At 65.1% G+C, this 26,226-nt stretch carries 28 protein-coding genes and 1 riboswitch; of the genes, 6 read left to right on the forward strand and 22 right to left on the reverse strand.

Annotated features, from left to right (window positions below; genetic code table 11):
• The first annotated feature begins 1,184 nt into the window (after positions 1-1,184).
• A complete protein-coding gene (locus HCZ97_RS12290) occupies positions 1,185-1,652 on the forward strand; it encodes a hypothetical protein (RefSeq protein ID WP_217701778.1) in 468 nt (155 codons plus the stop codon).
• An 80-nt stretch (positions 1,653-1,732) separates the two neighbouring features.
• Here the strand turns inward: HCZ97_RS12290 and HCZ97_RS12295 are convergent, their stop codons facing one another.
• The gene (locus HCZ97_RS12295; protein WP_217701779.1) at positions 1,733-2,173 is read right to left on the reverse strand and encodes a BrnA antitoxin family protein; all 441 of its coding nucleotides are present in this window, start codon (positions 2,171-2,173) and stop codon (positions 1,733-1,735) included.
• Positions 2,174-2,922: 749 nt separating this feature from the next.
• Here HCZ97_RS12295 and HCZ97_RS12300 point away from each other — a divergent pair.
• Positions 2,923-3,129 (forward strand): cold-shock protein, encoded by a 207-nt coding sequence (locus HCZ97_RS12300; protein ID WP_167689013.1) that lies wholly within the window; start codon positions 2,923-2,925, stop codon positions 3,127-3,129.
• Between the two features lie 154 nt (positions 3,130-3,283).
• Here HCZ97_RS12300 and HCZ97_RS12305 read toward each other — a convergent pair whose 3' ends face one another.
• The 14 genes from HCZ97_RS12305 to HCZ97_RS12370 all read right to left on the reverse strand — a co-directional run bounded on the left by HCZ97_RS12305 (position 3,284) and on the right by HCZ97_RS12370 (position 15,659).
• Positions 3,284-3,631 carry a helix-turn-helix transcriptional regulator gene (locus HCZ97_RS12305; protein WP_254871503.1) on the reverse strand — a complete coding sequence of 116 codons (348 nt, stop codon included), beginning with the start codon at positions 3,629-3,631 and terminating at the stop codon, positions 3,284-3,286.
• Between the two features lie 1,014 nt (positions 3,632-4,645).
• Positions 4,646-4,813: a hypothetical protein gene (locus HCZ97_RS20860; protein WP_368484367.1), complete on the reverse strand. Its 168-nt coding sequence runs from the start codon at positions 4,811-4,813 to the stop codon at positions 4,646-4,648.
• A gap of 72 nt (positions 4,814-4,885) precedes the next feature.
• Positions 4,886-5,971, reverse strand: coding sequence for a Zn-dependent alcohol dehydrogenase (locus HCZ97_RS12315; protein WP_167689014.1), 1,086 nt, complete (start codon positions 5,969-5,971; stop codon positions 4,886-4,888).
• A gap of 81 nt (positions 5,972-6,052) precedes the next feature.
• Positions 6,053-7,264 (reverse strand): MFS transporter, encoded by a 1,212-nt coding sequence (locus HCZ97_RS12320; protein ID WP_167689015.1) that lies wholly within the window; start codon positions 7,262-7,264, stop codon positions 6,053-6,055.
• 74 nt (positions 7,265-7,338) lie between these two features.
• Positions 7,339-8,667 (reverse strand): lyase family protein, encoded by a 1,329-nt coding sequence (locus HCZ97_RS12325; protein WP_167689016.1) that lies wholly within the window; start codon positions 8,665-8,667, stop codon positions 7,339-7,341.
• Complete coding sequence (locus tag HCZ97_RS12330) at positions 8,667-9,389, reverse strand: alpha/beta fold hydrolase (protein WP_167689017.1); 723 nt, start codon at positions 9,387-9,389, stop codon at positions 8,667-8,669. Before HCZ97_RS12330 ends, HCZ97_RS12325 begins: the two co-directional genes overlap by 1 nt.
• Positions 9,389-9,991, reverse strand: coding sequence for a protocatechuate 3,4-dioxygenase subunit alpha (gene pcaG / locus HCZ97_RS12335; RefSeq protein WP_167689018.1), 603 nt, complete (start codon positions 9,989-9,991; stop codon positions 9,389-9,391). The genes HCZ97_RS12330 and pcaG overlap by 1 nt, the downstream gene beginning before the upstream one ends.
• 3 nt (positions 9,992-9,994) lie before the next feature.
• A complete protein-coding gene (pcaH, locus tag HCZ97_RS12340) occupies positions 9,995-10,723 on the reverse strand; it encodes a protocatechuate 3,4-dioxygenase subunit beta (protein ID WP_167689019.1) in 729 nt (242 codons plus the stop codon).
• Positions 10,720-11,103 carry a 4-carboxymuconolactone decarboxylase gene (gene pcaC, locus HCZ97_RS12345; protein ID WP_167689020.1) on the reverse strand — a complete coding sequence of 128 codons (384 nt, stop codon included), beginning with the start codon at positions 11,101-11,103 and terminating at the stop codon, positions 10,720-10,722. Before pcaC ends, pcaH begins: the two co-directional genes overlap by 4 nt.
• The gene (gene pcaD / locus HCZ97_RS12350; protein ID WP_167689021.1) at positions 11,096-11,884 is read right to left on the reverse strand and encodes a 3-oxoadipate enol-lactonase; all 789 of its coding nucleotides are present in this window, start codon (positions 11,882-11,884) and stop codon (positions 11,096-11,098) included. The genes pcaC and pcaD overlap by 8 nt, the downstream gene beginning before the upstream one ends.
• Positions 11,884-13,050, reverse strand: coding sequence for a 4-hydroxybenzoate 3-monooxygenase (gene pobA, locus HCZ97_RS12355; protein ID WP_167689022.1), 1,167 nt, complete (start codon positions 13,048-13,050; stop codon positions 11,884-11,886). Before pobA ends, pcaD begins: the two co-directional genes overlap by 1 nt.
• A gap of 142 nt (positions 13,051-13,192) precedes the next feature.
• Positions 13,193-14,161 carry a threonine/serine dehydratase gene (locus HCZ97_RS12360; protein WP_167689023.1) on the reverse strand — a complete coding sequence of 323 codons (969 nt, stop codon included), beginning with the start codon at positions 14,159-14,161 and terminating at the stop codon, positions 13,193-13,195.
• The gene (locus HCZ97_RS12365) at positions 14,158-14,976 is read right to left on the reverse strand and encodes an alpha/beta fold hydrolase (RefSeq protein WP_167689024.1); all 819 of its coding nucleotides are present in this window, start codon (positions 14,974-14,976) and stop codon (positions 14,158-14,160) included. The genes HCZ97_RS12360 and HCZ97_RS12365 overlap by 4 nt, the downstream gene beginning before the upstream one ends.
• On the reverse strand, positions 14,976-15,659 hold the full coding sequence (locus HCZ97_RS12370; protein WP_167689025.1) for a haloacid dehalogenase type II: 684 nt from the start codon (positions 15,657-15,659) through the stop codon (positions 14,976-14,978). Before HCZ97_RS12370 ends, HCZ97_RS12365 begins: the two co-directional genes overlap by 1 nt.
• A 187-nt stretch (positions 15,660-15,846) precedes the next feature.
• On the opposite strand from HCZ97_RS12370, the gene HCZ97_RS12375 reads away from it, so the two are divergent.
• Entirely contained in the window at positions 15,847-16,275 is a 429-nt protein-coding gene (locus HCZ97_RS12375; RefSeq protein WP_167689026.1) for a peptidylprolyl isomerase, read from the forward strand.
• Between the two features lie 73 nt (positions 16,276-16,348).
• Here the strand turns inward: HCZ97_RS12375 and irrA are convergent, their stop codons facing one another.
• Complete coding sequence (gene irrA / locus HCZ97_RS12380; RefSeq protein ID WP_167689027.1) at positions 16,349-16,768, reverse strand: iron response transcriptional regulator IrrA; 420 nt, start codon at positions 16,766-16,768, stop codon at positions 16,349-16,351.
• 185 nt (positions 16,769-16,953) lie between these two features.
• On the opposite strand from irrA, the gene fabA reads away from it, so the two are divergent.
• Genes fabA through HCZ97_RS12395 form a run of 3 tightly spaced genes read left to right on the forward strand, consistent with a single transcriptional unit; the run spans position 16,954 to position 19,510 of the window.
• Positions 16,954-17,463: a bifunctional 3-hydroxydecanoyl-ACP dehydratase/trans-2-decenoyl-ACP isomerase gene (gene fabA / locus HCZ97_RS12385; protein WP_167689028.1), complete on the forward strand. Its 510-nt coding sequence runs from the start codon at positions 16,954-16,956 to the stop codon at positions 17,461-17,463.
• Between the two features lie 21 nt (positions 17,464-17,484).
• Positions 17,485-18,714, forward strand: coding sequence for a beta-ketoacyl-ACP synthase I (fabB, locus tag HCZ97_RS12390; protein ID WP_167689029.1), 1,230 nt, complete (start codon positions 17,485-17,487; stop codon positions 18,712-18,714).
• 7 nt (positions 18,715-18,721) lie between these two features.
• Positions 18,722-19,510 (forward strand): enoyl-ACP reductase, encoded by a 789-nt coding sequence (locus HCZ97_RS12395; RefSeq protein WP_167689030.1) that lies wholly within the window; start codon positions 18,722-18,724, stop codon positions 19,508-19,510.
• 53 nt (positions 19,511-19,563) lie between these two features.
• Here the strand turns inward: HCZ97_RS12395 and trmB are convergent, their stop codons facing one another.
• The 6 genes from trmB to HCZ97_RS12425 all read right to left on the reverse strand — a co-directional run bounded on the left by trmB (position 19,564) and on the right by HCZ97_RS12425 (position 26,051).
• Positions 19,564-20,277: a tRNA (guanosine(46)-N7)-methyltransferase TrmB gene (gene trmB / locus HCZ97_RS12400; protein ID WP_167689031.1), complete on the reverse strand. Its 714-nt coding sequence runs from the start codon at positions 20,275-20,277 to the stop codon at positions 19,564-19,566.
• A 158-nt stretch (positions 20,278-20,435) separates the two neighbouring features.
• Positions 20,436-21,617 (reverse strand): methionine adenosyltransferase, encoded by a 1,182-nt coding sequence (gene metK / locus HCZ97_RS12405; protein ID WP_167689032.1) that lies wholly within the window; start codon positions 21,615-21,617, stop codon positions 20,436-20,438.
• Positions 21,618-21,623: 6 nt separating this feature from the next.
• A riboswitch (SAM-SAH riboswitch) is annotated at positions 21,624-21,673 on the reverse strand.
• A gap of 9 nt (positions 21,674-21,682) precedes the next feature.
• Entirely contained in the window at positions 21,683-23,218 is a 1,536-nt protein-coding gene (gene lnt, locus HCZ97_RS12410) for an apolipoprotein N-acyltransferase (protein WP_167689033.1), read from the reverse strand.
• A gap of 15 nt (positions 23,219-23,233) precedes the next feature.
• Positions 23,234-24,160, reverse strand: coding sequence for a hemolysin family protein (locus HCZ97_RS12415; RefSeq protein WP_254871504.1), 927 nt, complete (start codon positions 24,158-24,160; stop codon positions 23,234-23,236).
• A 199-nt stretch (positions 24,161-24,359) separates the two neighbouring features.
• Positions 24,360-24,878, reverse strand: a complete 519-nt coding sequence (gene ybeY / locus HCZ97_RS12420) for an rRNA maturation RNase YbeY (RefSeq protein WP_167689034.1) — start codon at positions 24,876-24,878, stop codon at positions 24,360-24,362.
• 156 nt (positions 24,879-25,034) lie between these two features.
• Positions 25,035-26,051 carry a PhoH family protein gene (locus HCZ97_RS12425; RefSeq protein ID WP_254871505.1) on the reverse strand — a complete coding sequence of 339 codons (1,017 nt, stop codon included), beginning with the start codon at positions 26,049-26,051 and terminating at the stop codon, positions 25,035-25,037.
• Positions 26,052-26,226: the final 175 nt, after the last annotated feature.

The raw sequence follows: 26,226 nt of genomic DNA on the forward strand, positions 1-26,226 counted from the left end.
AGACCGTCCGGGGATCTGACAGGGCGCGCCCGTGACCGCAGGGGATGCTGTCGGTCGGGCGAGGCGCGCCCCTGGGAACGTCAGGACCGGACGTCGTCTCGTGGGGGCGGCGGTCGGCTGGCCCGGGGCTGCCACGGACCCGGGCTGCGCTCTGCCGCCTCCGCCGCCGTGGCGGGCCCGCGCTCTAGAGGAGCGACAAAGGGCGGGGCCGCGCACCAGGGCGGAATGGCGTCTGACAGGCTCACCACGGGCCCCGCGGGCTGGGCGGATCGCCGGGACCGGATTGGGGCAGCCGGCCTTTCTGCGATGCGCTGCGCCCCCTGTCCTGACCCGGTGAAGGTCCCATGGGCGGGATCGACCGGGAGGGCGGCCAGAAGCCCGACCCATGCCCCTGTGGAAGGCCGGTCGGAGGGCGCGCCGGTCCGTCGGTCGAAGGCCGGGGCAGGGGGCGCAGTGGGCCCGTGGTGATGGCGTCTGGTTCCGGCGCAGGCCGCAACCGAATGGCGTGGGGCGGGGCGGGGTGCTGGCGTCTTTTCCGTCATTCCCGGCCCTCCTGTTCTGGCGCCCCGTCCGTGTGATGATCCCTGCGGCAAGCGGGGCACACCCCCGTGAAACCCCGGCTATTGCGGGGCGGAAACTTGATTCATCATAAATCATAGGCGGTCCTCTCCCCCGGGGAGAGAGTTGATTTGTCCGCTCCTCCCGCCACCTGCGGGCTGCTGAAAGCAAGTATATGAAAAGCTGAATGAAAAAATCTGCGCTCTTGCCGTGGGCATCATGCGCGGGCAGATCGCACCTCCCGTCAGGGTTGTGCGAATCGCCTGCAGAACACGGAAACATGTTCCTTTTCAGCAGGGTAGGCAGGCCGTTCACCCCCTTGCCGGGTACTGACCGAGAGCCGCGCCCTCTCATATGTCTTGAGGCCCGGCAGGGCCGGCGTGGTCCTCGGCTCGGTCACGCGCGGGGCAGGATCACCTGCCACTGGCCCGGGGGAGTGCGGGCGCTATCGATGGGCCGCACGCCTCTGTCACCAGCCGTTGAATCGCACGACTCTTTGGCGCTGGCGGTCCCTCCTTCAGGGCGATCCCGCTTGGCGGTTGATTCACCTGGGCTGTCCCGGTTAGGTCCGGGTCAGCGACGCGCCACCCGGCGCCGTCCGGAAACACCCCTCATCGGAGCCCGCCATGCCCCTCCTGGCCCGTCATCGCCCCTCCCATTCCCTAGGGCTACCCAAGCCCTCCCGCATTGGCAGATCCCGCCGTGCCGGGGCAGCAGGGCTTGCGGTGCTAGCGCTGACGGCCCTCACCGCCTGCGCCGGCCTGCCGGAGCGGATGCCGACCTACAGCGCCCGCACCTTTATCGACAATGACAGCTACACCGACTACCTGCGCCGGCTGGATGCGACCTGTTCCGGGGCAGAGGCCCGCGGCGCCTCTGCCGCCGCCGTCGCCGAGTGCTGGGAGGTCTACGGCAAGTACCGGATCGACGGGGTGGAGCAGGGGCTGGACCCGGATTGGAAGGCGGCCCTGAACCCGGCAGAGCGCGGCCGCTACGCCCGCTGCAATCGCAACTTCATGATCCACCTGATCCCGGAGAAATGGCAGCCCGAACCCGATTGCCTGCCCGGCGGGCCGGATGCGATCAGCGGCTAGGACGCGCGCGGCAGGCACCTGTGCGGGCCTGCGCAGCCCAGCCGGTTGGCGCCGGTCGTAGGCAACGTCTTCGGGAGGTATCAGGAGGCCTTGGGCACCTCCGCCTTGCAGGCCTCCTGAACCCCGGTCTCATCCTCAGCCCAGTCTGCCACATCCTCGTCCCAGCCGGGACGGGGCTGTCCACGGGCCGCACCATGGGCCTCGATCACCTCTGTTCGGCGCTCTTCCAGGTGGCTCTCCAGCTCCAGAAGCTGGCCCATCTTGGCCTGGACCCAGCAGCGCAGGATGCGGTTCACAAGGCCCTGGTAGCCTGCGCCTTGGGCCTTCATCATCCGGGCCACGGATTGGTCGAGGTAAAGCGTCACCTTCTCCTTCTTCTCCGTGACGTCCACGTCCCATTCCAGCAGGTGCCATTCGCGGGGCAGAACCGCGCGCAGCTCTTCCGGCGGCAGGCTCATCTGGTCCAGCACGTACCAGTCGCGGGCGAAGTTGCGGCGGGCGATCCGCTCGGTCTTGGTCATGCGATAGGACATCATGCAATCTCCGGTTGTTGTCTTGACGCGGTGTGCAGGGATGATCCCCTGGTCGCGTTAAGGCCCTGCGAACGGAGCGGGCGCTGCGCACCGACGTAATACCGACGTGATGCCGATGTAATGCAGACGCTGCACCGACAGCGAATGAGGGGCGGATTTCCCGGCCGTTCCTTTCTCTGGACAGGGCGAAAATCCGCCAAAAATGCATTTTGAATTGCGAATGTGACGCTAACCAGCGACTCCTCCGCTGGACCGGGGCAGGCACCCTTTCCCGCAGGGTGCAGAGGGGCCGGGCCCTGCGATCCAGCCACGCCTAGGGGGGCACCCGCACCGCCTCCGAACAGGGGCGCGCAGACCACCGATTCCAGCCCCGATTCAAAGCGGAGCCAGGCGCGAATGACCCGGCGACAGCGGCCCTCAATCGACAGCATGAACAGACCCCAAGGGCCGGGCGCGGCCAGCCCGCCACTACTCCGCAGCTATCCGCGTAACTACTTGAAAACATGGTGATCCAGGATCTATTCCGCAGGGCGAAAACACCGATGAGCAGGCTTGTGCAGGCCCTCTGCGCCCCCTCGCAAAAATAATTTGAGGTGACGCGACCTTCTGCTAAGGTAACCCTGCTAAGCGCTATCTATCGACCATTCTGTTTTCTACCAAGGCTACAGTCATCGATCGACACGACGTAGCCGGGCTGCCGCATATCGCGGGCAGCAAATGAAAAAGGAGTTTATGGAATGGCCACTGGCACCGTTAAATGGTTCAACACCACCAAAGGCTACGGCTTCATCGCGCCCGACGGCGGCAGCAAGGATGTCTTCGTGCACATCTCTGCAGTCGAACGCTCCGGCCTGACCGGTCTGCAGGATGGTGCAAAAGTCAGCTTCGACATCGAAGCCGGCCGTGACGGCCGCGAAAGCGCGGTCAACCTCTCCCTCTCCTGAGGGCGGGTCGCAGGGGCGGCAAGTCCCTGAAAGATCACATGGAAATCACAAAGGCCCGAGAGTTCTTCTCGGGCCTTTTGCGTATCGGTGGCTGGTAGGCTGCCGTATTGGATCCGCTCTGTCCGGCGTGCGAGGCGCCGGGGATCCGGGTCGATCAGGCAGAAGCAGTGGCGGCTGCTTCGGTCTCTTCCTGGTCGGCGCAGAACAGGCGATACAACAAGCCGATGATCTCCTTGATGTTGCTGTCGGCCAGGGAATAGAAGACGGTCTTGCCTTCGCGACGTGTCGAAACGAACTCTTCCTCGCGCAGCCGTGCAAGCATCTGGCTTACGGCGGCCTGGCGGGTGCCGAGCAGGCTTTCGAGCTCCCCCACAGATTTCTCACCCGTGCTCAGGTGGCAAAGGATCATCAGTCGACCCCTATGCGCCATGGCTTTCAGAAAGGCCGCCGCTTTTTCCGCGTTTTCGGCCATTTCTTCGGGTGGCACGTTCATATCCTTCATTTTTCTATTCGCTTTACCCCACAATACGTTTTCCAGATATAGCATGTACTGGTAACCGGGACAGTTAACATTTACTAGGTACGCCCCCTTGGAAATGGTTTCCCATTGCATATGGGCAAGATTTTTCCTGCACCCCTAGGTGGAGTGGCTCGCCGATCCGGCCATGTGGCCGTGCAATTTCCTCGTCCGCGTCATGCCCTGGACCGGGGGTATCGGGCCGTCTGACGTGGCCCTCTTCCACGGTAATCGCAGCGCCGATTAGGTCGCGGCGAGAGGGGCTTTCGACGGTCGCTGACAGGGCCGATTGGGCAGCGTCGCAGAGAGGTGCAGGTTGGCCGCCCATTCCACCGGACCCGTGTAGAGATGGGGCGCCGCCGAACGCCGAAAGCCTTTGCCAGAGCGGCGATCTAGCGTACCTCCCAGAGCCCGCCGGCACGGCCAGAGGTGGGTGGCAGGATGGCGCCCACGGCCTCCAGCGCGGCGCGGAATTCACTGAGCGTGGGCCGCCGCGCGGCTGTGGCCAAAGGGATGGCGGAGCCCCTGCTGGTGGCCGCCAGCAGGGCAGATCGTCGGGGCGCCTAGAACCACAGCGGGTCAAAGCGTTCAATGACCCGGGCCAGGCGCAGGGCACCGCCGGCGGTGAACTGCCCATGGGGGCAACAGCAGGTCTGCGCGCTGTCCCACGTCCTCTCGCACGGCGGCGCATGTCCGTTCGAAAAGCTCCAGGTCAAAGCGCGACGGCATCCGTGCGCCATGGGTGGTAGAGGGGCCGGTGGGGTCGCCCTTTACCGTCCTATAGCCCCGCGCCACAAGGTCCGGCGCGCTTTCGGCGGCCATTTTCAGGAGAGGCCCCGAACCTGGAAATATCATGAGATTGCAGGGGGTAAAGGTACGAGTAGATATGGATTCGGTCATTCACCCTGCCGCCCAGCATCGCCCAGAGGGGCCGCTCGCGGGACTTGCCCATGATGTGCCTGCAGGCGATCTCAAGGCCCGAAAAAGCGCCCATCATCGTCAGGTCGGGGCGCTGCGGGAAGCCGGCGGAAACGTCAGCTCTACCGCTTCGGGGCGATGGCCCTCCATGTGCCGTTCAAGGACATCGCAGATCACGGCCTGCGTGGCTGTGGGGCCGACAGAGACCTCTCCCCAGCCGTTGATCCCGCAAGCGGTCGTCTGCTTCACCAGGCTCCGGTAGCGCCCGCCCCGGCTAGGGGCGGCCGGAGGCGGTCACGATGATACCAAGCTTCGTGCGCGTCATTTCAGCATGATGACATTGCGCCGGGCGGCACCGCCCAGCGTGTCCGCCACAGCCTCGTTGATCTGCTCCAGTTCCCAGCGGCCCGATATCAGCTCATCCAGCTTAAGCCGCCCCTGCTGGTACAGGTCGACGATCCAGGGAATGTCGCGCTTGATCACCATGTCCCCCATCTTGGAGCCGATGATTTCCTGCCCGGCATCCGCCATCAGGATCGGCGAATAGGACGAGGTCACATCAAGGTGCGGCATCCCCACGACAACGATCTTGCCGCCCCGTCCTAGGTAGCGCGGCGCCTTGTCGTAAACGGGCCCGACGCCAACCGTGACCAGCACCACGTCTGCCCCGCGGCCAAGGATCTTTTTTGCCTCCGACCAGGGCTTCCCCTCGCCGCTGATGGCATTCGTGGCGCCGAATTCTTGGGCAACTTTTAGCTTTTCGGGCACCATGTCCACCGCGATGATTCGCCGGGCGCCTGCGATTCGGGCCCCCTGGATGGCGTTCAGCCCCACGCCGCCGGCGCCGATCACCACCACGTCCTGCCCCGGCCGGATGTCGGCGGCCAGCACGGCCGCGCCGACCCCGGTGATCACGCCGCAAGAAATCAGCGAGGCGGAATCCATCGGCATCTCTTCGGGAATGGCCACCACCTGGCTCTGGTCCACCACGACCTTCTCCGCGAAGGCGCCAGAGGCCATGGCCTGCATCACGGGGGTGCCGTCGGGGGTGGAAATCGGGCTTTGGCCGACCGGGTCAAAGGGCGTTTCGCAGATCGTCGGATGACCGGATCCGCAGGTGTTGCAGCTGCCGCAGGCGCGGATTAGCGTCACACAGACCGGATCCCCAACCTTCAGCCCCTTGACGCCCTCGCCCACCGCGGTGATCCGCCCCGCGCCCTCATGCCCAAACACCGCCGGAAGCTGGCCGCCAAACCCGCCTTGCCAGAAGGAGATATCGGAATGGCAGATCGCCACCGCCGCGATCTCCACCTCGACCTCTCCCAGGCCGGGCGCGCGCAGCATTACCTCCTCGATAACCAGTGGCGTGTTGAACTCCTTGCATACGGCCGCTTTGATTTTCTGCATCTCGCTCTCCCTTATCCCCTCTGCAGGGTGTTTTCCCGCGAATATCCTCGCAAGCGTGAAAATTAATTCCGCAATGAGAAACTAGGCGCTGGAGGGCGGGCGCGAAAGTAGAAAGATTGCCACACAGGGCACCAGCATCAGGGCAGAGGCCATGAAGGGCGCGCCGGGCCAGTAGACGGGGGTACCGTCATTGGTGAAGGCGCGGAAGATTGCGCCAAGCGCCAGGGGCGAGACGATCATCGACACCGCCTGGAGAGAGGCAAAGACGCCCTGCAACTCACCTTGGGCATCCATCGGCGTGGCCTTGCTGGCGATCCCGGTCAGCGCGGGGCCGGCGACCTCTCCCAATGCGGTGACGGGGGTCAGGACCAGGGTGGCGGGGCCGTTCCGGATGAAGGCCAGCAGAAGGAAGGACAGCGCGTTGCCCACCAACCCGAACAGCACCGTCCCGCGATCCCCCAACCGGCGAGAGATCGGGCGAAACAGCACCGCCTGCACCAGCATCAGCGCGCTGCCGTAGATGGTCAGCGAAATGCCGATCAGCCCCGCGTCCCAGCCAAAGCGGGCCTTGGCGAAATAGGACCAGATCGCGGCATAGACGGTCATCGACATCATGAAGATCAGCATGACCACCAGCAGCATGCGCAGCGCCGGCAGGCGGAAGGCGGTGGCAAGGGCGCTGAAGGGATTGGCGCGGACCAGCCGGAAGGGGCGGCGCAGGGGCGCGGCCAGGCTTTCCGGCAGAAATGCCAGCGCCAGCGCCAGGTTCACCGCGCCCACGCCGGCGGCTACCCAGAAGGGCGCGCGGGTGCCCAGCTCGCCCAGGAAGCCGCCGATGATCGGCCCCAGCACGAAGCCCGCCCCGAAGGCGGCGGAGACCAGCCCGAAGTTGGCCGAGCGTTCCTCCTGCGAAGAGATATCGGCCATGTAGGCGCTGGCCGTTGCCAGGGTCGCCGCCGCGATCCCGCCAACGATGCGCCCGATCAGCAGCACCCAGATGGAGCTTGCCAGCGCCATGACCACGTAATCCCCCACGATCACCACGAGGGAGATCAGCAGCACAGGCCGGCGTCCATGGGCGTCGGACAGGTTGCCGACGATGGGGCCGAAGAGGAACTGCATCAGGGCGAAGGCAGAGATCAGCACCCCGCCCCAAAGCGCGGCATCCGCCAGCCCGGTACCAAGCACCTCCTTCATGAGATCCGGCATGATGGGGAAGATGATCCCGATCGCCACGGCCTCGATCAGGACCGTGGTGAGGATCAGCAGACGGGGCAGGTGAAAAGGCGACATGAAGGGGCCCGGATGAATACAGGGCCAGCTAGGACCCTCCGGCGCGACCTGTCAATCGCGCCGGGGGCGGGCGCTCAAAGCGCGGCGACTTTCGCCGCAAAGGCGCGGGCGGTGGCCGGGGCGTCGCCCATTTGCCGGGCCGGATCGAACAGCCCTTCAAGGTCCGCGTCCGGGAAGGCCTCCTGCGCCAGTTCCTTCAGCGGGCGGCCTGTGACGATGACCTGCTGGGCGACCGTCTTGACGGCGGCCTGTGCCTCGGGCCGGGGCATCGTCTGTGCCAGGCGGAAGGACAGGGCCTCTGCGTGCAGCAGGCCAAGGGAATCGCTGAAGACCGCGGCCATGGCCTCGGCCTGCGGGGAAAGGCCGGGAACGGCGGCCTGCGCGGTCTCAAGCGCGGCGGCGGCAGACAGGCACAGCTGCGGCAGGGTCATCCATTCGGTGAACCAGGCGGCGCCGTCACGTTCCTGCCGGGGCATGCCTGCGCCCTGAAGCGTGGCGTTCAGCCCGATGACCTGGCGCGCCAGCGCCACAAGGACGGAGGGCTGCACCGGGTTCTGCTTCTGCGGCATGGTGGACGAGCCGCCCGAGGCGCCCAGCCGGACCTCTCCGACAGAGCTTTGGGCCATCAGGATCAGGTCGTCGCCCATCTTGCCCAGCACCTGTGCCAGACGGGTCAGCCAGCCGGCGATCCGCAGCACCGGCCCGCGATCGGCATGCCAGCTCCGGCCCGGATCGCGCAGGCCCAGCCCCTCAGCCAGTGCCGCGCGCAATTCCGCGCCCTTGCCGGCGAACTCCGCCCCGGTGCCCGCCGCGCCCGACAGCGACACCCAGAGCGCGCTTTGGCGCAGCGCGGGCAGCTCTTCCAGCAGGTCAAGCAGCGGCCAGCCCCAGGCCGCCACGTGAGAGCCGAAGCTGACCGGCGTGGCGAACTGGCCATAGGTGCGCCCGGCCATGGGCAGCTCCGCATGGGTTTCGGCCTGGACTGCAAGTGCCTTCAGCAGGGTGGTCAGCCCGGTTTCGCAGAGGCTCAGAAGCTGGCGCAGGCGCAGCATCTGGCCGGTATCGGCGATGTCCTGGGATGTCGCGCCCCAATGCAGGTACTGTGCGTGCTCCGGGGCCTCCATCGCCTTGCGGAAGGCGGCGACAAGGCCGGGCACGGGCACGCCGTTCTGCGCCGCCCCGGCCGCCAGCCCGCCCGGATCCAGCGGGATCTCGAGAGAGGCGCGGTGGATGAACTGGGCACTTTCCTCGGGGATGAGGCCAAGCTGGCCCTGCGCCTTAGCGAGCGCCCCCTCGACGATCAGCATCGAGCGGACCTCGGCACTGTCGGTGAACAGTCGCGCGGCGTCTCCGGCCGGGAAGAGCTTGTTGTAGATCTGGCTGTCGTGAACGGATCCGGCCATCACTTGCCCTCCGCGACGCGGGACAGCAGGGCGGCCAGGCCGCGCGGGTCGGAAAGAAAGGGGGAATGGCTGGTGGGCATCTCGTATCTGTCCTCCGGCGGAAAGCTCTGCGCCATCTCCGCCTGGTATTCGGGTGGGATCGTGCGGTCTTCGGTGCAGCGGATATAGCAGCGCGGCACGGAATGGTAGCGTTCCGTCAGCCGAATGGGCGTGGCCTGCGGGGCAATGGGCTCCGGACAGAGCTGCGCGATCGCCTGTTGCGCCATGGGGTCGGGCAGATCCTGGTAGAAATGCGCCCGTGCGCGGTCGGGCAGGGCGCTGTAGGCCAGACCGTCATCGGTCTTCACCACGGCCCCGGCCAGCGGCTGGCGGGCCTGTTCGCGCCGCATCGCGATCATCGAAAGGCCGTCGCGCGGGGCGTAAGCACAAAGGTAATAAAGTCGGGCGATCCTCTCCGGCACGGCTTCGGCTGCGGCAGAGATCGGGAACCCTCCGGCGGAATGGCCCAGCAGATGCACGGGGGTATCGGCTCGGGCCAGGGCCTGCTGGATGGTTTCGGCGTTCAGCGCCAGGCTCATCTGGTCGCGGGGGCGAGGATCGCCGGGCCGTCCGGGAAGGTCAAGCGCCCGGGCCGCGTGGCCCAGGCGCTCCAGTTCAGGGATCAGCGCCTGCCAGCACCAGGCCCCGTGGCAGGAGCCGTGGATCAGCAGGAAGCTGGCCATCAGAGGTCCAGGAAGACCGTTTCACCCTCACCCTGGAGGACGATGTTGAAGGTGTAGGTCCCGTCGCCCGTCTTCTTGGCGATCAGCGTCTGGCGGCGTGGGGCCTGTTCGATCCGGTTCAGCAGCGGATCCTCGGCGTTATCCTCGTCCTCGAAATAGACGCGGGTCTGCAGGCCGATGTTGATGCCGCGCGCCGTCAGCCAGAGAGAGATATGGGGCGCCTGCTTGCCACCGCCGCGCGCCGCAACGGCCCCCGGCTTGATGGTCCTCAGGGTGAACTTGCCGGTGTCGAAATCCGCGCCGATCCGGGCGAACCCAGTGACCTTGGGGTCCGCACCCTCCTCGTGGGGGTAGATCCCTGCGGCATCCGCCTGCCAGCATTCCAGCATGACATCGCGCAGGGCCCAGCCCATACCGTCAAGGACTTCGCCCGTGATTTCAATCACTTCGCCCTTCGCACCCTCCAGCGCCGGGCCTTCGGCTCCGGTCTCCACGTCATAGGCGCCGGCATTGCCCGCATAGGTGGGCATGCAGCCGATATGGACGTACGGGCCCGCCGTCTGGGAGGCCGTTTCAACGAGTGTGTCAAGTTTCTGGACCATGGTTCACATCCCCTCCAGCTTGTTTTCAAAGCGCGTCTGGCGACGGCCGCGCAGCACGATGTCGAACTTGTAGGCCAGGAAATCCATCGGGCGCGAATGGGAGAAGTCCAGGGCGGCCACCAGGCCCTCGATCTGCTTGGGATCCTTGATCGTGGCGATGATGGGGCAATGCTTGATCAGCGGATCGCCCTCGAAATACATCTGCGTGATCAGGCGCTGGCCGAAGCTGTGGCCGAAGATCGAGAAGTGGATGTGCATGGGGCGCCAGTCGTTGCCCCGGTTCATCCAGGGGTAGGCCCCGGGACGGACGGTCAGGAACTCGTAATAGCCGTTCTCATCCGTGATCGTGCGTCCGCAGCCGCCGAAGTTGGGATCGAGCGGGGCAAAGTAGACGTCCTTCTTGTGCCGGTAGCGCCCGCCGGCATTGGCCTGCCAGATCTCGACCAGGGTATGGGGCACGGGGCGGCCCATCTCGTCCAGCACGCGGCCATGGACCAGGATGCGTTCGCCGACGGCCAGTTCCTTGCCGCGGGTCCAGTTGACGATCAGGTTGTTGTCGTATTCGCCCAGCTGGGAATGGCCGAACCGGGGGCCAGTTTCCTCCGAGGGGGTGGATTCCATCGACAGCAGCGGCCAGCTGGGCGAACGCGAGACCGAGGTCTTGTAGCCGGTGTCGTAAGCTGGCGGATGGGCATCCCGGTTGCGCGGGATCAGCGGGCCAAGATCGGTCATTCTTCGTTCTCCTCCATTTCGGCATAGGTCGCCTTGGCAAGCTTCAGGGCGTGGTTCGCCTTGGGCACACCTGCGTAGATCGCGACGTGCTGGAAGGCCTCCTGCACGTCCTGTTTCGTCGCTCCCGTGTTGGCCGTGGCTCGGATATGCATCGGAATTTCCTCGAAATTCCCGGTAGCGGCGAGCAGGGCAAGGGTCAGCATGGAGCGTTCGCGCCGGCTGATGCCGTCGCTGGCCCAGACTGTGCCCCAGGCGCCTTCCGTGATCAGGGTCTGGAAGGGCTCGTCAAAGGGCTGCTTGGCGGCTTCGGCGCGGTCCACATGGGCATCCCCCAGCACGGAGCGGCGGACCTCCATGCCCTTGTCGTATCTGTCAGACATGGCCAGTCTCCTTGATGAAGGTCGTGAGAATGCGGGCGTAATCTTCGGGTTTCTCGACGCAGGGCAGGTGGCCCGCGCCGCGGATCAGCTCGAAACGGGATCCCGGCACCAGGTCGATGGTTTCCCGCACCAGATCCGGCGGGGTAGAGCCGTCTTCGCTGCCCGCGATGCCCAGAACGGGCAGGCGCAGCCCGCTGGTGGGCGTGTAGAAATCCGTCCCCGCGATCGCCGCGCAGCAGCCCGTATAGCCCGCAAGATTCTGACGGATCAGCATGTTGCGCCAGGCTTCCAGCGCGGGCGTGGCGCGGAAGGCCTTGCCGAACCAACGCTCCATCGTGGTGTCGGCGATGCTCTCGATCCCCTCCTTGGCGATGGCGGCGATTCGGTCGTTCCACATGTCCGCCGTGCCGATCTTGGCCGCGGAGTTGGAGATGACCAGCGCCCGCACAAGGTCCAGCCGCTTCCCCGCCAGCCCCGGGCCGATCATCCCGCCGATGGACAGCCCGACGAAAAGCGCATCCTTGACTCCCAGGTGATCCAGCAGCGTTTCCACATCCCGCACCAGCGTGCCCATGGAATAGGGCGCGGGCGTCGCCTGCGTCAGCCCATGGCCCCGCTTGTCATAGCGGATGATCCGCAGGCTTGCCGGCAGCAGCGGCACCAGCTGATCCCAGAGCCGCAGATCGGTCCCCAGGGAATTGGCAAAGACGATGGGCGCGCCGTTCGGATCGCCTTCGTCCGTGTAGTGGATCTTGAGATGGTCGAGCTCCGCGATCTTCATCAGTAGGGCAGTCCGATATAATTCTCCGCCAGAGAGGTCTGAGCTGCAACGGAATGTTCCAGGTAATCGAGCTCGGCCTCCTGCATGTGCATCTCGAACCCGGTGTGCTCGGGGAAATTGTGCAGCAGCGTGGTCATCGACCAGGAGAAACGTTCCGATTTCCAGACGCGGGCCAGGGCGCGTTCGGAGTATTTCTGCACCCCTTCGTCATCGCCCTGATAGAACTGCACAAGCCCGTTGTAGAGATAGTGCACATCCGAAAAGGCCAGGTTCAAGCCCTTTGCGCCGGTGGGGGGCACGATATGGGCCGCGTCGCCAACCAGGAACAGGCGGCCCCAACGCATCGGCTCGGCCACGAAGCTGCGCAGCGGCGCGATGCTTTTCTCGATGGTCGGGCCGGTGATGATGCTGTCCGCGGCCTCTTCGGGGATGCGGCGCTTGAGCTCATCCCAGAAGGCCTGGTCCGTCCAGTCATCCACCTTGTCGGTCAGCGGGCACTGGACGTAGTAGCGCGACAGGTTGGCGTTTCGCATGGAGCACAGCGCGAAGCCCCGGCGGTTCTGCGCATAGATTAGTTCATGGGACACGGGCGGGGTCTCGGACAGGACGCCCAGCCAGCCGAAGGGATAGACCCGTTCGTATTCCTTGAGCACGTTGTCCGGGATCGTCTTGCGGGACACGCCGTGGAAGCCGTCGCAGCCGGCCACGTAATCGCAATCCAGCCGCTGTTCCTGCCCGTCCTTCACGAAGGTCACGTAGGGGGCGTCGCTATCGGCACCGTGAATGGTGACCCCGTCGACCTCTGTGATGACGCGGCCGTCTTCGGCTTCCCGCGCGGCGTAGAGGTCCTGCGTCACCTCGGTCTGGCCGTAGACCATGACCTTCTTGCCGGTCAGCTTGGAGAAATCGATGCGGAAGCCCCGGTTGCGGCAGGCGAGGTAGGTGCCGTCATGGGGGAAGCCTTCGGCGTCCATGCGGGCGCCCACGCCGGCTTCACGAAGCAGCTCGACGCTGCCCCATTCCAGGACGCCGGCCCGGATCCGGGAAAGGACGTATTCCTTGCTGCGCCGTTCCAGGACGACGGTGTCGATCCCGGCCTTGTGCAGCAGTTGAGAAAGCAGAAGACCCGAAGGGCCTCCACCGATGATGGCAACCTGACAGCGCATGATTTTCTCCCGTTCGTCGCGGGAAACCTGTCAAAACTGGTTGTCAAAGTCAATCAAAATGAAAGTGAGCTCGGAGGGGCAGACAAGAAGACACCGCCGCCGGAGGCCGGCGACGGTGCTGTCTTTCAAGGCGGGAGAGGTCTCAGAGCGTGGCGAGCGCGCGGGTGAACATCTGCGGATCAACGTTGCCGCCCGACACCACGACGATGGCGTTTTCCGATTGCAGTTCTGACCCTTTGAAAAGCGCGGCGGCCAGGGCCACGGCCCCGCCGGGTTCCGCCACGATCTTCAGGCGCAGGAAGGCCTGGGCGACCGCGGAAAGCGCCTCGTCCTCGGTCACGGTCAGGCCCGGTCCGCAGCGGCTTTTCATGATCGGGAAGGTCAGTTCGCCCGGTTGCGGCGTGATGATCGCATCGCAGAGGTTGCCCGATAGACGGGCGTTGCGTTGCACCTGCCCGGTGGCGAGCGAGCGTTTCACATCATCAAAGCCCTCTGGCTCCACCGGGCGGACCCGCAGGCCGGGCGCGCGTTCGGCACAGGCCAGCGCGATGCCAGAGGTCAGCCCACCGCCGCCACAGGGCACCAGCAGATCGGCATCCGAGACGCCAAGCGCGTCGGCCTGGCTGGCGATCTCAAGCCCGGTGGTGCCCTGGCCGGCAATGACCTGGGGTTCGTCGAAGGGGCGGATCAGGGTCAGCCCGCGCTCTACCGAAAGCTGCTCACCGATCTCGTCCCGGTCCTCGGTGGCGCGGTCATACAGCACGACTTCGGCGCCGAGCGCGCGGGTGTTTTCGATCTTCAGCTGAGGCGCGTCAGAGGGCATGACGATCACGGAAGGCGCCTTGTGCAGGCTGGCGGCATGGGCGATCCCTTGGGCGTGGTTGCCAGAGGAAAAGGCGATGACCCCGCATTTGCGGACATCCGGGCTAAGCGCGGAAATCGCGGACCAGGCACCGCGGAACTTGAAGCTGCCGGTGTGCTGCAGGCATTCCGCCTTGATCAGGACGCGCCGCCCGGCCAGCCGGTCAAGGAAGGGCGAGGACAGCATCGGTGTCAGGCGCGCATGGCCCTTCAGGCGCTCGGCGGCGGCCAGGATCATCTCAAAGTTCATTGCATCAGCTCCAGCCAGTCCTGCAGGGCGGCCAGGGCCTGCGGTTCGTCAAGAAAGGGCACATGCCCCCGGTCGGGAACGGTCGTGGTAATCATACTGGGAAAAATCTCTTTCATGCGGGCGAGGGTGTCGGGGGCAAGGATGTCCGAATGGGCGGCGCGGATCGCGGCCAAGGGCAGGCCGTCGAGCGCCTGGAACAGGGGCCATAGGTCCGGCGTGGGCTGGTCCATGGAGGCAAGGACCGCGTCCCGCAGCGCGGGATCGTAGGTGATTTTCAGCCCGTCCGGCGTGACGGCAAAGCTATGGGCGGCATCCTTCAGCCAGCGGTCTTTCGGCACGCCGGGAAAGGCGGGGTGGGCCATGCGGGCCAGGGCGGCCTCTTCCAGGTCGCGGTAGGGCGGGTCGATCCCGATATAGCCCGCGATGACCTCCAGCCCCTTGGGATCCACGACCGGCCCCACGTCGTTCAGCGCCAGGCCCAGCAGGCGATCCTTCGCCGTGGCGGCCAGGAACATGCCGATCAGGCCCCCGCGCGAGGTCCCCAGCACTGCGGCGGCCTCAAGGCCGAGGTGATCGAGCAGCGCCAGCGCATCGCCCGCCTCTGTCGGCAGGGTGTAGCTGTCCGCGCCTGTCCAGGCAGAGAGCCCGCGCCCCCGGTAATCCATGCGGATCATTCGCACACCGGTAAGGTGCGGTGCCAGGAAATCGAAGTCCCGCCCATTGCGGGTCAGGCCAGAGAGGCAGAGCAGGGGCAGGCCCTCTCCGCTGTCTTCGAAGTAGATCGAAGCCCCGTCCGGCGCGGTGAAATGCGGCATCAGAAGACCTCCAGGTCGGCGATTGGTTCAAGTGTGTCGAGGACGGTTTGCGGCTGTCCGGTCAGGCGGTCCATGGGCAGGCCGGACCGGTTGACCCAGACTGAGTGAAATCCGTAAGCGCTTGCTGCTGCGGCGTCCCACCCGTTGGAACTGACGAAAAGCACATGGGCGGGGCTGCCACCGAACCGCTGGCAGACCAGCTCATAAACCGGCGCTGCGGGTTTGAAAATCCCCACCTCTTCGACAGAAAGAAGGTCATCCAGAAGCGCTTCGATTCCCGCGGATTTCGCTGCCGCCGTAAGCATTTCGGGGGAGCCGTTGGAAAGGATCGCGGTGTTGAGGCCGCGATCCTGCAGGGTTCTCAGCAGGGCGGGGACCTCCGGGTAGGCGGGCAGCTGCCAGTATAGATCCAGCAGGCGCTGGCGCAGGCCGGACCCGGCAAGGCCCTGGGCCTCCATCGCCCAGTCCAGCCCGTCTTCCGTGACCTTCCAGAAGCTGCAGTGATCCCCCTGGACCGCGCGCAGCCAGGAATACTCCAGCTGCTTGCGTCGCCATGTCTCTGCCAGCGCGGGCCAATGGGCGGCCAGGGCTTCGTTCCCCGGTTCGCCTGCAGCAATACGCGCCGCCGCCGCGACATCGAAGAGCGTGCCATAGGCGTCGAATATGCAGGTGGTGACGGGCATCTGGGCCTTCCTCCGCGGGCAACGGGAAAGTGGACCCTGCCACGGCTTCCGACCGGGTGAAAGAGGCGCTCTGCGGACCGTTTGCACCTCGGACACGGCTGGGCTAGAGTCGGCGTCAATCGAGATGGGAACCTGGGCAACGCGCGCCAGCCCCGAAATTCACCCCCCTTTCATGATTGGACACGCGATGAGCGCAGCCAAATCGGGCGACACCGTCCGCATTCACTATACCGGTACCCTGCACGACGGGACCACCTTCGACAGCTCCTCGGGCCGCGACCCGCTGGAATTCACCGTTGGCTCCGGCCAGATCATCCCCGGCCTCGACAGTGCCATCCCCGGCATGGAAGTCGGTGAGAAGAAGACCGTCGAAGTGCCCAGCACCGAAGCCTACGGCGAGCGCGACCCCAACGCGATGCAGACCGTGCCGCGCGATGCAATCCCGGACACGATCCCGCTGGAAGTCGGCCTGCAACTGCAGATGAGCTCTCCGCAGGGTCAGGTGATCCCGGTCACCGTGGCAGAGATTTCTGATGAGTCGGTTCTGCTGGATGCCAACCACGCGCTGGCCGGCAAGGACCTGGTCTTCGCAATCGAGATGGTCGAGATCCTCTGATCTTCCGTTTCAACCGCAGATGAAAAGGGCGCCTCTCGGGGCGCCCTTTTTCTTTCCGGCGTCCTTGCGCGGATCAGATGTCGCGGCGCAGGCGGATCACAACGTCCACTTTTGAGATCGTGGCGCCCTGCGGTGCGCGGGGCAGCCTTGCAATCTCCAGCTCTTCGCTGGGCGCGTCGGTTAGTTCGCCGTCGTGTTCCCAGTAAAAATGGGGGTGATCGTGCATGTTGGTGTCGAAATAGCTGCGCGACCCGTCCACGGTGATTTCCCGCATGAGGCCGGCTTCGCAGAAGGCGCGCAGGGTGTTGTAGACAGTCGCCAGGGATACGGGCTGGCCGGATTTCTTGGCCGAGGCAAACAGGCTTTCCGCGGTGACGTGGCGGTCATGCCCGTCCCCCACGAGAAGCGTTGCCAGCCCCACGCGCTGCCGTGTTGGGCGCAAGCCGGCCTTGGAAAGCCAGTTTGTGCCGCGTTCGGTTGCCTTTGAACTCATGGCGTTCTTGTATCCCGTTGCTCACCCGACAATATAGTGAAAAAGCAGGGCTGGAAGCAACACCGGCCAAAAAAGTCCCGGTTCCGCACCTATTTGCGTGTCGTCGCGCCGTGCTTGCATGGCGAGCGGGCGCGATGATAGAGGGGGCGGGACGTGTAGAAAGTATCAGAAAGGGCGAGCCCCGGATGGCCGATTACCCCACCAGCTTTGATCGTGACGATCTGTTGAAGTGCGCCCGAGGCGAATTGTTCGGCCCCGGCAACGCGCAGCTTCCGGCGCCGCCAATGCTGATGATGGACCGGATCACAGAAGTTTCCGGCGATGGCGGTGCCCACGGCAAGGGCCACGTCGTGGCCGAGTTCGACATCACCCCGGATCTTTGGTTCTTCGAATGCCACTTCCCCGGCAACCCGATCATGCCGGGCTGCCTTGGCCTGGATGGCCTTTGGCAGCTGACCGGTTTCAACCTTGGCTGGCGTGGCTGGCAGGGGCGCGGGTATGCTCTGGGTGTGGGCGAAGTGAAGCTGACCGGGATGGTTCGCCCTGACCGCAAGATGCTGCGCTACTACGTCGATTTTACGAAGGCCGTGCAGACCCGTCGCCTGACCATGGGCGTGGCCGATGGCCGCGTCGAGGCCGATGGCGAGGTGATCTATCAGGTCAAGGATATGAAAGTGGCTCTGTCTGAAGGCTGAGCCCAAGTCAGGGAGGCTTCCATGCGCCGAGTCGTGGTTACCGGATTGGGGATCGTCTCTTCGATCGGAAACAATGCAGAAGAGGTCGTCACCTCTTTGAAAGCGGGCACCTCGGGGATCGTCGACTCCCCGGAGATGACCGAACACGGCTTCCGCTCACGCGTGGCCGGAACGCTGAAAATCAATGTCGCCGATTTCGTCGACAAGCGGACCCTGCGCTTCATGGGGCCGGGGGCTGCCTATGCCCATATCGCCATGAGCCAGGCGATCGCGGATGCCGGGCTTGAAGAAGACGATATCGTGAACCCGCGCACCGGCCTTGTGGCCGGGTCCGGCGGGCCGTCGACCTCGGCCATGCTGGCCGCGCACCAGACGGTCCTGAGCACCGGCGCGACCAAGCGCATCGGGCCCTTCGCGGTGCCCAAGTGCATGTCCTCCACGATCTCGGCCAACCTTGCGACGGCCTTTAAGATCAAGGGCATCAACTATTCAATCACCTCGGCCTGCTCGACGTCCCTGCACTGCATTGGCAATGCGGCAGAGCAGATCATGCTGGGCAAGCAGGACGTGATGTTCGCCGGCGGCGGGGAAGAGCTGGACTGGACGCTGTCCTGCCTGTTCGACGCGATGGGGGCGATGAGCTCTAAGTACAACGACACCCCGGCGCAGGCCTCTCGTGCCTTCGACGCGGGCCGCGACGGCTTTGTCATCTCGGGCGGCGGCGGCATCCTGGTTCTGGAAGAGCTGGAGCACGCCAAGGCGCGCGGCGCCAAGATCTACGCGGAAGTGACCGGCTATGCCGCCACCTCTGACGGGCATGACATGGTGGCGCCCTCTGGTGAGGGCGGCGAACGGGCCATGCGCCTGGCGCTGGAGACGCTGCCAGAGGGGCGCAAGGTCGGCTACATCAACGCCCATGGTACCTCCACCCCCGTCGGAGACGTGGGCGAGGTGCAGGCTGTGCGGCGTGTCTTCGGCGAAGGCCAGACGCCGCCGATCAGCTCGACCAAGTCCATGACGGGGCACGCCCAGGGGGCGGCCGGTGCGCTGGAGGCGATCTTCTGCCTTCTGATGCTCCAGGGCGATTTCATTGCGCCTTCGATCAATGTTCAGGACCTCGACCCGGAGCTTGACCCGGCAGAGATCGCAACCGCGCTGGTGGAGAACGCCGGTCTGGACACTGTCATGACCAATTCCTTCGGTTTCGGCGGCACGAACGGGTCGATGCTGCTGTCGCGCTACAACGGGTAAGAGATACATGACAGGGATTTTGCAGGGAAAACGTGGCCTGGTGATGGGGGTCGCGAACGAGCGCTCCATCGCATGGGGTATTGCCAAGGCGATGCATGAGGCCGGTGCAGAGCTGGCCTTTACCTACCAGGGCGATGCCTTCGGTAAGCGCGTGAAGCCGCTGGCCGAAAGCCTGGGCTCAGAGATCCTTCTGGATGCCGACGTGAGCGACGATGCCTCGATGGATGCGGCCTTTGCGCAGCTGGCAGAGAAGTGGGACAGCCTGGATTTCGTCGTCCATGCCATCGCCTATTCCAACAAGGACGAGCTTTCGGGGCGGTTCATCAATACCAGCCGCGAGAACTTCAAGAACTCGCTCGATATCTCCTGCTACTCGCTGATCGACGTCGCGCGCCGCGCCACGCCGCTGATGGCAGAGGGCGGGACGATCCTGACTCTGACCTACCAGGGCTCCAACCGCGTGACCCCTTATTACAACGTGATGGGCGTGGCCAAGGCGGCGCTGGAATCCGCCGTTCGTTATCTTGCGAATGATCTTGGCCCGCAGGGTATCCGCGTCAACGCGGTCTCTCCGGGGCCGATGAAAACGCTGGCGGGGGCTGCCATCGGCGGCGCGCGCAAGACCTTCCGCCAGACAGAGGAAAACGCCCCCTTGCGTTCCAATGCCACGCTGGAGGCCGTGGGCGGCACGGCCGTCTACCTCGCGTCCGACGCAGGCGCCTGCACCTCGGGAGAGATCATCCGGGTCGACGGTGGTTACCACGTGCTTGGGATGCCCCAGCCAGAGAACCTCTGACGCAGGGGCTCCATCAGGGTTTCGGTCGGCTCACTGGCTGACCGAAACCGCCCTCAGATCTTTCGGAACGTTAGGTAATGCGGTGTGCGGTCTTCGCGCAGCGCCTTCTGTTCGTAGCGGGTAGAGATCCAGTCAGGCCAGGAATTGCGCCAGTCGTCCGGGTGCTCTGCCAGCCATTCGAAGCCGTGTTGCGGGACCTGTTGGAGGGTCTGGCGCACGTAATCGGGAATGTCGGTGGCCACGCGGAAGATCGCGTCGGGCTTGAGAACGCAGGCCAGAGGTTCCAGGTGTTCCGGCGTGACAAAGCGGCGGCGGTGGTGGCGCTTCTTGGGCCAGGGATCCGGATAGAGCAGGAAGGCGCGCTCGACAGAGGCCTCGGGCAGCACGTCGAAAAGATCACGTACATCGCCGGGGTGGACCGCCAGGTTGGACACGCCCGCATCGCGGATCTTGCCCAGAAGCATGGCCACACCGTTGATGTAGGGTTCCGCGCCAATGATCGCCACATCGGGGTTGGACCGGGCCTGGTGAACCAGGTGCTCACCCCCGCCGAAACCGATTTCCAGCCAGACCGGGCGATCGCCAAAGCGGGCCTTCAGGTCCAGCGGCTCGCGGTCGGGGTTCTCTTCCCAGCCGACGGCGCCGGGGGACAGGGCTGCCAGGTCTTCGTCAAGGAAGGCCTCCTGCGACTTGCGCAGGCCCTTGCCCTTGAAGCGGCCGTAGAAGTTGCGCCAGGGCGCGCCGGAAGGATGTGTATCTCTGGTCATGGGCGCCCTTTATCCGGGGTCCGTGTCCGGATCAACCTGCCAATGCGTCCCTGAGCCCTTGCAGGTCGCCATGCGCAGGGCAGGGGGCGGGTGAGAAAAGGAAAGGCCCCGCGGGATTGCTCCCGCGGGGCCTTTTCAGATCAGGACCGGTCACGCGGTCAGATGGCTTTCTTGAGCGCCTCGACCAGGTCGGTCTGCTCCCAGGAGAAGCCGCCATCGGCGTCAGGTTCGCGCCCGAAGTGCCCATAGGCTGCCGTGCGCTGGTAGATCGGACGGTTCAGCTGCAGGTGCTCGCGGATACCGCGCGGGGTCAGATCCATGACCTTGGCCACGGCTTCCTCGATCAGGCTCTCGTCCACCTCGCCGGTGCCGTAGGTATCGGCGTAGATCGACAGGGGCCGCGAGATGCCGATCGCGTAGGAGAGCTGGATCGTGCATTTCTTGGCCAGGCCGGAGGCGACCACGTTCTTGGCCAGGTAGCGCGCCGCGTAGGCGGCGGAGCGGTCGACCTTCGTCGGATCCTTGCCGGAGAATGCACCGCCACCATGGGGCGCGGCACCGCCGTAGGTATCCACGATGATCTTGCGTCCGGTCAGGCCCGCGTCGCCGTCAGGACCGCCGATGACGAACTTGCCAGTCGGGTTCACCCACCATTCGGTCTTGTCCGTCAGCCAGCCTTCCGGAAGCACCTCACGAATGTAGGGCTCCACGATGGCGCGGATGTCTTCGCTGGTCTGGTCCTCGTCCCGGTGTTGGGTCGAGAGCACAAGCTGGGTGACTTCGACAGGCTGACCGTTCTCGTACCGCAGGGACAGCTGGCTTTTCGCGTCAGGGCGCAGCGTCGGCTCCTGGCCGGACTTGCGCACCTCTGCCAGCCGCTTGAGCACGGCGTGGGCGTAGTGGATCGGTGCTGGCATGAGCTGCTCTGTCTCATCCGTGGCATAGCCGAACATGATGCCCTGGTCGCCTGCGCCTTCCTCTTTCTCGTTGGAAGCATTCACACCCTGGGCGATATGAGCGGATTGTTCGTGCAGGAGGTTGGTAACCTTGCAGGTGTTCCAGTGGAACTTATCCTGCTCGTACCCGATGTCCTTGATGCAATCGCGCGCGATCTGCTCGATGCTTTCCATGTACTTGGAGAGCTTCTCCTGATCGGCCAGGCCGACTTCCCCGCCAATAACGACGTGGTTGGTCGTTGCAAAGGTCTCGCAGGCGACGCGCGCTTCCGGTTCCTCGGCGATCAGCGCGTCGAGAACCGCGTCTGAAATCCTGTCGCACACCTTGTCGGGGTGCCCCTCTGAAACGGATTCAGAGGTGAAGATATAGTTCTGTCTTGTCATGTGAAGTGCTCCGGTAATTTCTAACCTGCCCCGTCAGGAAGCCGTTGGGGCGGCGATGATCTTGGTTACGACTGCCCGCCGGTGTGGTCAATGGCTTTATGGGACGGCAGTGTACGGCGCGTTAATCGGCCACAAGCCGCCAGGAAAAGTGCTGCAAATGCCAGCAAAAGCGCGGGGATGTCCCCGAAGCGCGCATAGAGCGTGGCTGGCGAGGGTGGCGGCAGGGTCACGTCCAGGTAGCCGGCGGTGTTCAGCGGCAGGTTGTCCAGCACGGTCCCATCGGCCGCGATCAGGGCGCTGACGCCGGTATTGGCAACCCGGATCATGGGCAGACCCTGTTCGGCGGCGCGCAGCCTTGCCTGCGCGAGGTGCTGGTAGGGACCGGAGAAATTGCCGAACCATCCGTCGTTTGTGATCTGAAGCAGCACCTCCGGGCGCTCTGCTGCATTGCGGATGTCGCGCGGGAAAACGGCTTCGTAGCAGATCAGTGGCAGGGCCTTGCCCAGGCCGGGGATCTCAAGCACGCGGGGGCCGGCGCCGGGTGTGTAGCCGGTGCCGAATTGCGCGGCCAGCAGTCCAACCCCCAGTCGATCCATGAGCTGGGAAAGCGGCAGGTATTCCCCGAAGGGCACCAGGTGGTGCTTGTCGTAGACGTCCAGCACCGTGCCTTCCGCGCCGATCACCGCGAGCGAGTTGTAGTAGCGGTTGCGCGGGTCGCTGTGCTGCACCCCCACGGCCATGGGCACCCCGTTGGCTGCACCGGACAGGTAGCCGGGCAGGGTCGGGTTGCTGTCCAGCAGGTAGGGCACGGCGGTCTCTGGCCAGACCACAAGGTCGGGGGCCGGCAGCGCCCCGGAGTACTCCAGTTGGCGGTCGAAGAAGATCCGAGATTTCTCCGGGTCCCATTTCTCTCTCTGGGTGGCGTTTGGCTGGACCAGGCGCACCACGGGGGCTTCGGGGCCGGGGGGCAGAGACGGTGCACCGAAGCGAGGCGCAATGAAGGCCATGAGCGCCAGAACGGCCAGACCGGTTGCTGCCGGCCAAAGGGTGCGGTGCGCCAGGGCCGCGCCGAAGGCGGCGGCAGGCAAGAGCAGCGTTAGGCTGAGGACGTGGGGCCCGCCAAGCGCGGCCAGGGGCAGGGCGGGGCTGTCGATCAATCCGTGGCCAATGAGCGCCCAGGGAAAGCCGGTGAAAAGGACGCCGCGCAGGGCTTCCAGCAGCGTCAGGGCGCCGGCAAAGGCCAGTGCGGAAGGCGCCGCCCGCCCCCCGGGGGCTGCCCATTTCGCGGCCAGCAAGGCCGCTCCCCAGAAAAGCGCCAGCCCCGTCGCCATGAAGAGCAGGGCAAAGGGGGCCATCCAGCCATGGCGGGCCAGGTCCACCAGGAAGGGCTCCATGATCCAGGACAGCGCCGCGCCGAAGTAACCGACGCCAAAGCGCCAGCCCTGAAGGGCAGCGGCCCGGGGCGTAGGCGCACGCAGGAAGGCCAGGAAGAGCAGCGCGAAACCGGCCACCGGCAGAGGCCAAAGCCCGATCGGCTCTTGGCCTCCGGCGGCAAGAATCCCGGCCGCGACGGGCCACCAGGCTTTGAGGCGTGGGGTCATCGGGCCGGGTCTACTTCAGGTTTCTGCGTCGGCAGGCGGGTGGGCGTTCAGGCGCACCCGCAGCCGCTTGATGCGGCGTGGGTCGGCCTCGATCACCTCGAACTCGTGGCCGTCGGGGTGCTGCACGACTTCGCCACGGGTGGGAACCCGGCCAGAGAGCATGAAGACCAACCCGCCAAGCGTGTCGATCTCTTCCTCATCGACGCTGTCGACATCGGTCAGCGATGTGCCTGTCTCCTGCTCGAACTCCTCGAGCGGGGCCTTGGCAAGCGCCAGCCAGCTGCCGGAGGGTTCCTGGGACCACATGGCGTCTTCGTCGACGTCGTGCTCATCCTCGATCTCGCCGATGATCTGTTCGATCAGGTCCTCGATCGTGACCAGCCCGTCGACCCCGCCGTATTCGTCGATCACCAGGGCCATGTGGCGGCGTTCGCTCTGCATCTTCTGCAGAAGCACGCCGATCGGCATTGAGGGGGGCACGAAGAGCAGCGGGCGCAGAAGCGCCTTGAGCGAGAAGCGGGTCATCCCGTTCCAGCCGTGCTTCAGCGCGAAGTCCTTCAGGTGGACCATGCCGGTGGGCGTGTCCAGCGTGCCCTGGTAGACCGGCAGGCGGGTCATCCCGCTTTCCCGGAAGACGGCAACAAGATCCGGCTGGTTGATGGTAGAGGGGACGGCGACGATATCCGCCTTGGGGATGGCCACGTCCTCTACCCGCATGTCGCGCAGGTTCAGCAGAGAATGCCGCCGGCGGTCCTCGACCGTATGGGAGGTGCTGTCGCCGGCAGAATAGCCGTCGTCTCCAGAGCCCGAACCGAAGCCAAGCCACCGTTTGAGCAGGCCAAGGCGCGGCTGCGCCTCCGGCTCTTCCGGGTCGTTGGCCACCGAGTCATCGGCCATCGTGGCGAAATGAATGCCGTTCTGAGAGGAGCCATTGGTCTGCATCAGGGGTGCATCGCTGGTTGTGATGCCCGCAGAGCCATCCTGACCGGAATCTGTCTTCCCGTCGAAATTGACAACCGATGCGCCGATCGGTGCCCCGCTCCTAGATGCGGGGTCTGGGTCCGTTGAAAGCGCGCCCTGCGCTGCCTTAGAAGACCCGTCTATGCTGTCGCCCATCTTACCTTTCCATGAAGCCGCCGGCTCAAATGCCGGTTGATAGAGTATATGGGTCACGAATGCCCATTTTGCCAAGTATTTCCACCTCAGTTCCTTCCATGAGCTCCGCATCGCCGTCGCGGATGTGGTCATAGCCCAGTAAATGAAGGATTCCGTGAACAACCAGGTGGATGACATGATTTTCGAACGGCAGCCCGCCGGCCTCGGCTTCCCGCGCGCAGGTATCCCAGGAGATCGCGATGTCCCCAAGTTCAGCAGGGCCCGGGAAATCGGGTTCCGAGGGGGGCTCGGGCCGCGCGCCCTCGTCCTCGGCGCCCAGCTCCTCTGCTGGCCATGACAGCACGTTGGTAGGGGTGGGCTTGCCGCGGAACTCCGTGTTCAGCTCTGCAATGCGGGCATCGTCACAGCCCATGACGCAGATTTCGAAGGCCTCCGGATCCAGCCCCAGCTGGGCAAGCGTCAACTGCCCGGCACGCTCTGCAAGGGCGGCAAGGTCACAGTCTTCCCAGCGGCGATCTTCGATCAGGCAATCGGTCAGGCTCATGCGCCTTGCCATAACACCTGGGAAGGCCGCGTACCATCACCTGCGTCAAGGCCTGCGGAGGGATTCCGCCGGTCCCCTGGAGCAGGCCGGAACGCAAAAGGCCGGCGTCGCCGCAGGGGCTAAGCCGGCCTTTTGTCTCATGTCCCTTTGGGCGGCTCAGGCCTCGTCGGCCTCATAGGCTTCGATGATCTTGGCGACCAGCGGGTGGCGGACGACATCCTTGGCAGTGAAGTAGTTGAAGGTGATGTCGTCGATATTGCCCAGCAGTCTTTCCGCGTCCCGCAGGCCCGATTGCACGCCGCGCGGCAGGTCGACCTGGCTGCGGTCGCCGGTGATCACCATGCGGGAGCCTTCGCCCAACCGGGTCAGGAACATCTTCATCTGCATGGTGGTGGCGTTCTGCGCCTCATCCAGCACGACAAAGGCGTTTGCCAGGGTCCGGCCGCGCATGAAGGCCAAGGGCGCGATCTCAATCCGCTTTTCTTCCAGCAGCTTGGCCAGTTGCTTGGCCGGCAGGAAGTCGTTCAGCGCATCGTAGAGCGGCTGCATGTAGGGATCGACCTTGTCCTTCATGTCGCCAGGCAAGTAGCCAAGCTTTTCGCCGGCTTCGACGGCGGGGCGGGACAGGATGATCTTGTCTACGTGCCCTTCGATGAACATCGACACGCCAACGGCGACGGCCAGGTAAGTCTTGCCGGTGCCCGCCGGGCCGATGCCGAAACCCAGTTCATGCGCAAAGAGGTTCTGGACATAGGCCTTCTGCGCCTCTGTCCGGGGCTCGACCATCTTCTTGCGCGTCTTGATCTCGACCGCGCCGCCCTTGAACATCTCAAGCTGATCGGCGGGATCGCCAACGGGATCGAACATCTCCGGGGCGCTGTGCATGCGCAATTCGCGGTCGATATCGGCGCTGGTGACCTCTCGTCCGGCCTCTAGGCGGGCATAGAGCGCGCGCAGGACATCGATCGTCTCTTTCGCCGCCTCCGCCGAGCCGATGGCGACAAGGTAGTTGCCGCGCCTCAGGATCTGTGTGCCAAGCTTTGTTTCCAGCTGGGCAAGATTGCGGTCATGTTCGCCGCACAACTCAATGAGCAGGAAGTTGTCCGGGAATTCGACGGCAGCTTCGGCAAGTTGAGTGTCATCCGTTTGCGGGGGCAGAAGGCTTGTGGCCAAGTAGGACTCCTTCATCAGATATTCAGGTCGGGCCTGAGATCAGCGTGGCAGGGCAGGGGCCGACGAGCAAGTCAAGAATGCGATCGGCCCCGGAAATCCACCCGGGCAGGGCTGGCACGGCCAGTTCTTGCCAGTTTGGGGGCCGCGCTGTCGGCGTCATTTGACCAATTGGTCA

Origin of the sequence: Pseudooceanicola sp. HF7, assembly GCF_011806405.1 — a bacterium.
In the GTDB taxonomy this organism is placed as follows: domain Bacteria; phylum Pseudomonadota; class Alphaproteobacteria; order Rhodobacterales; family Rhodobacteraceae; genus Pseudooceanicola.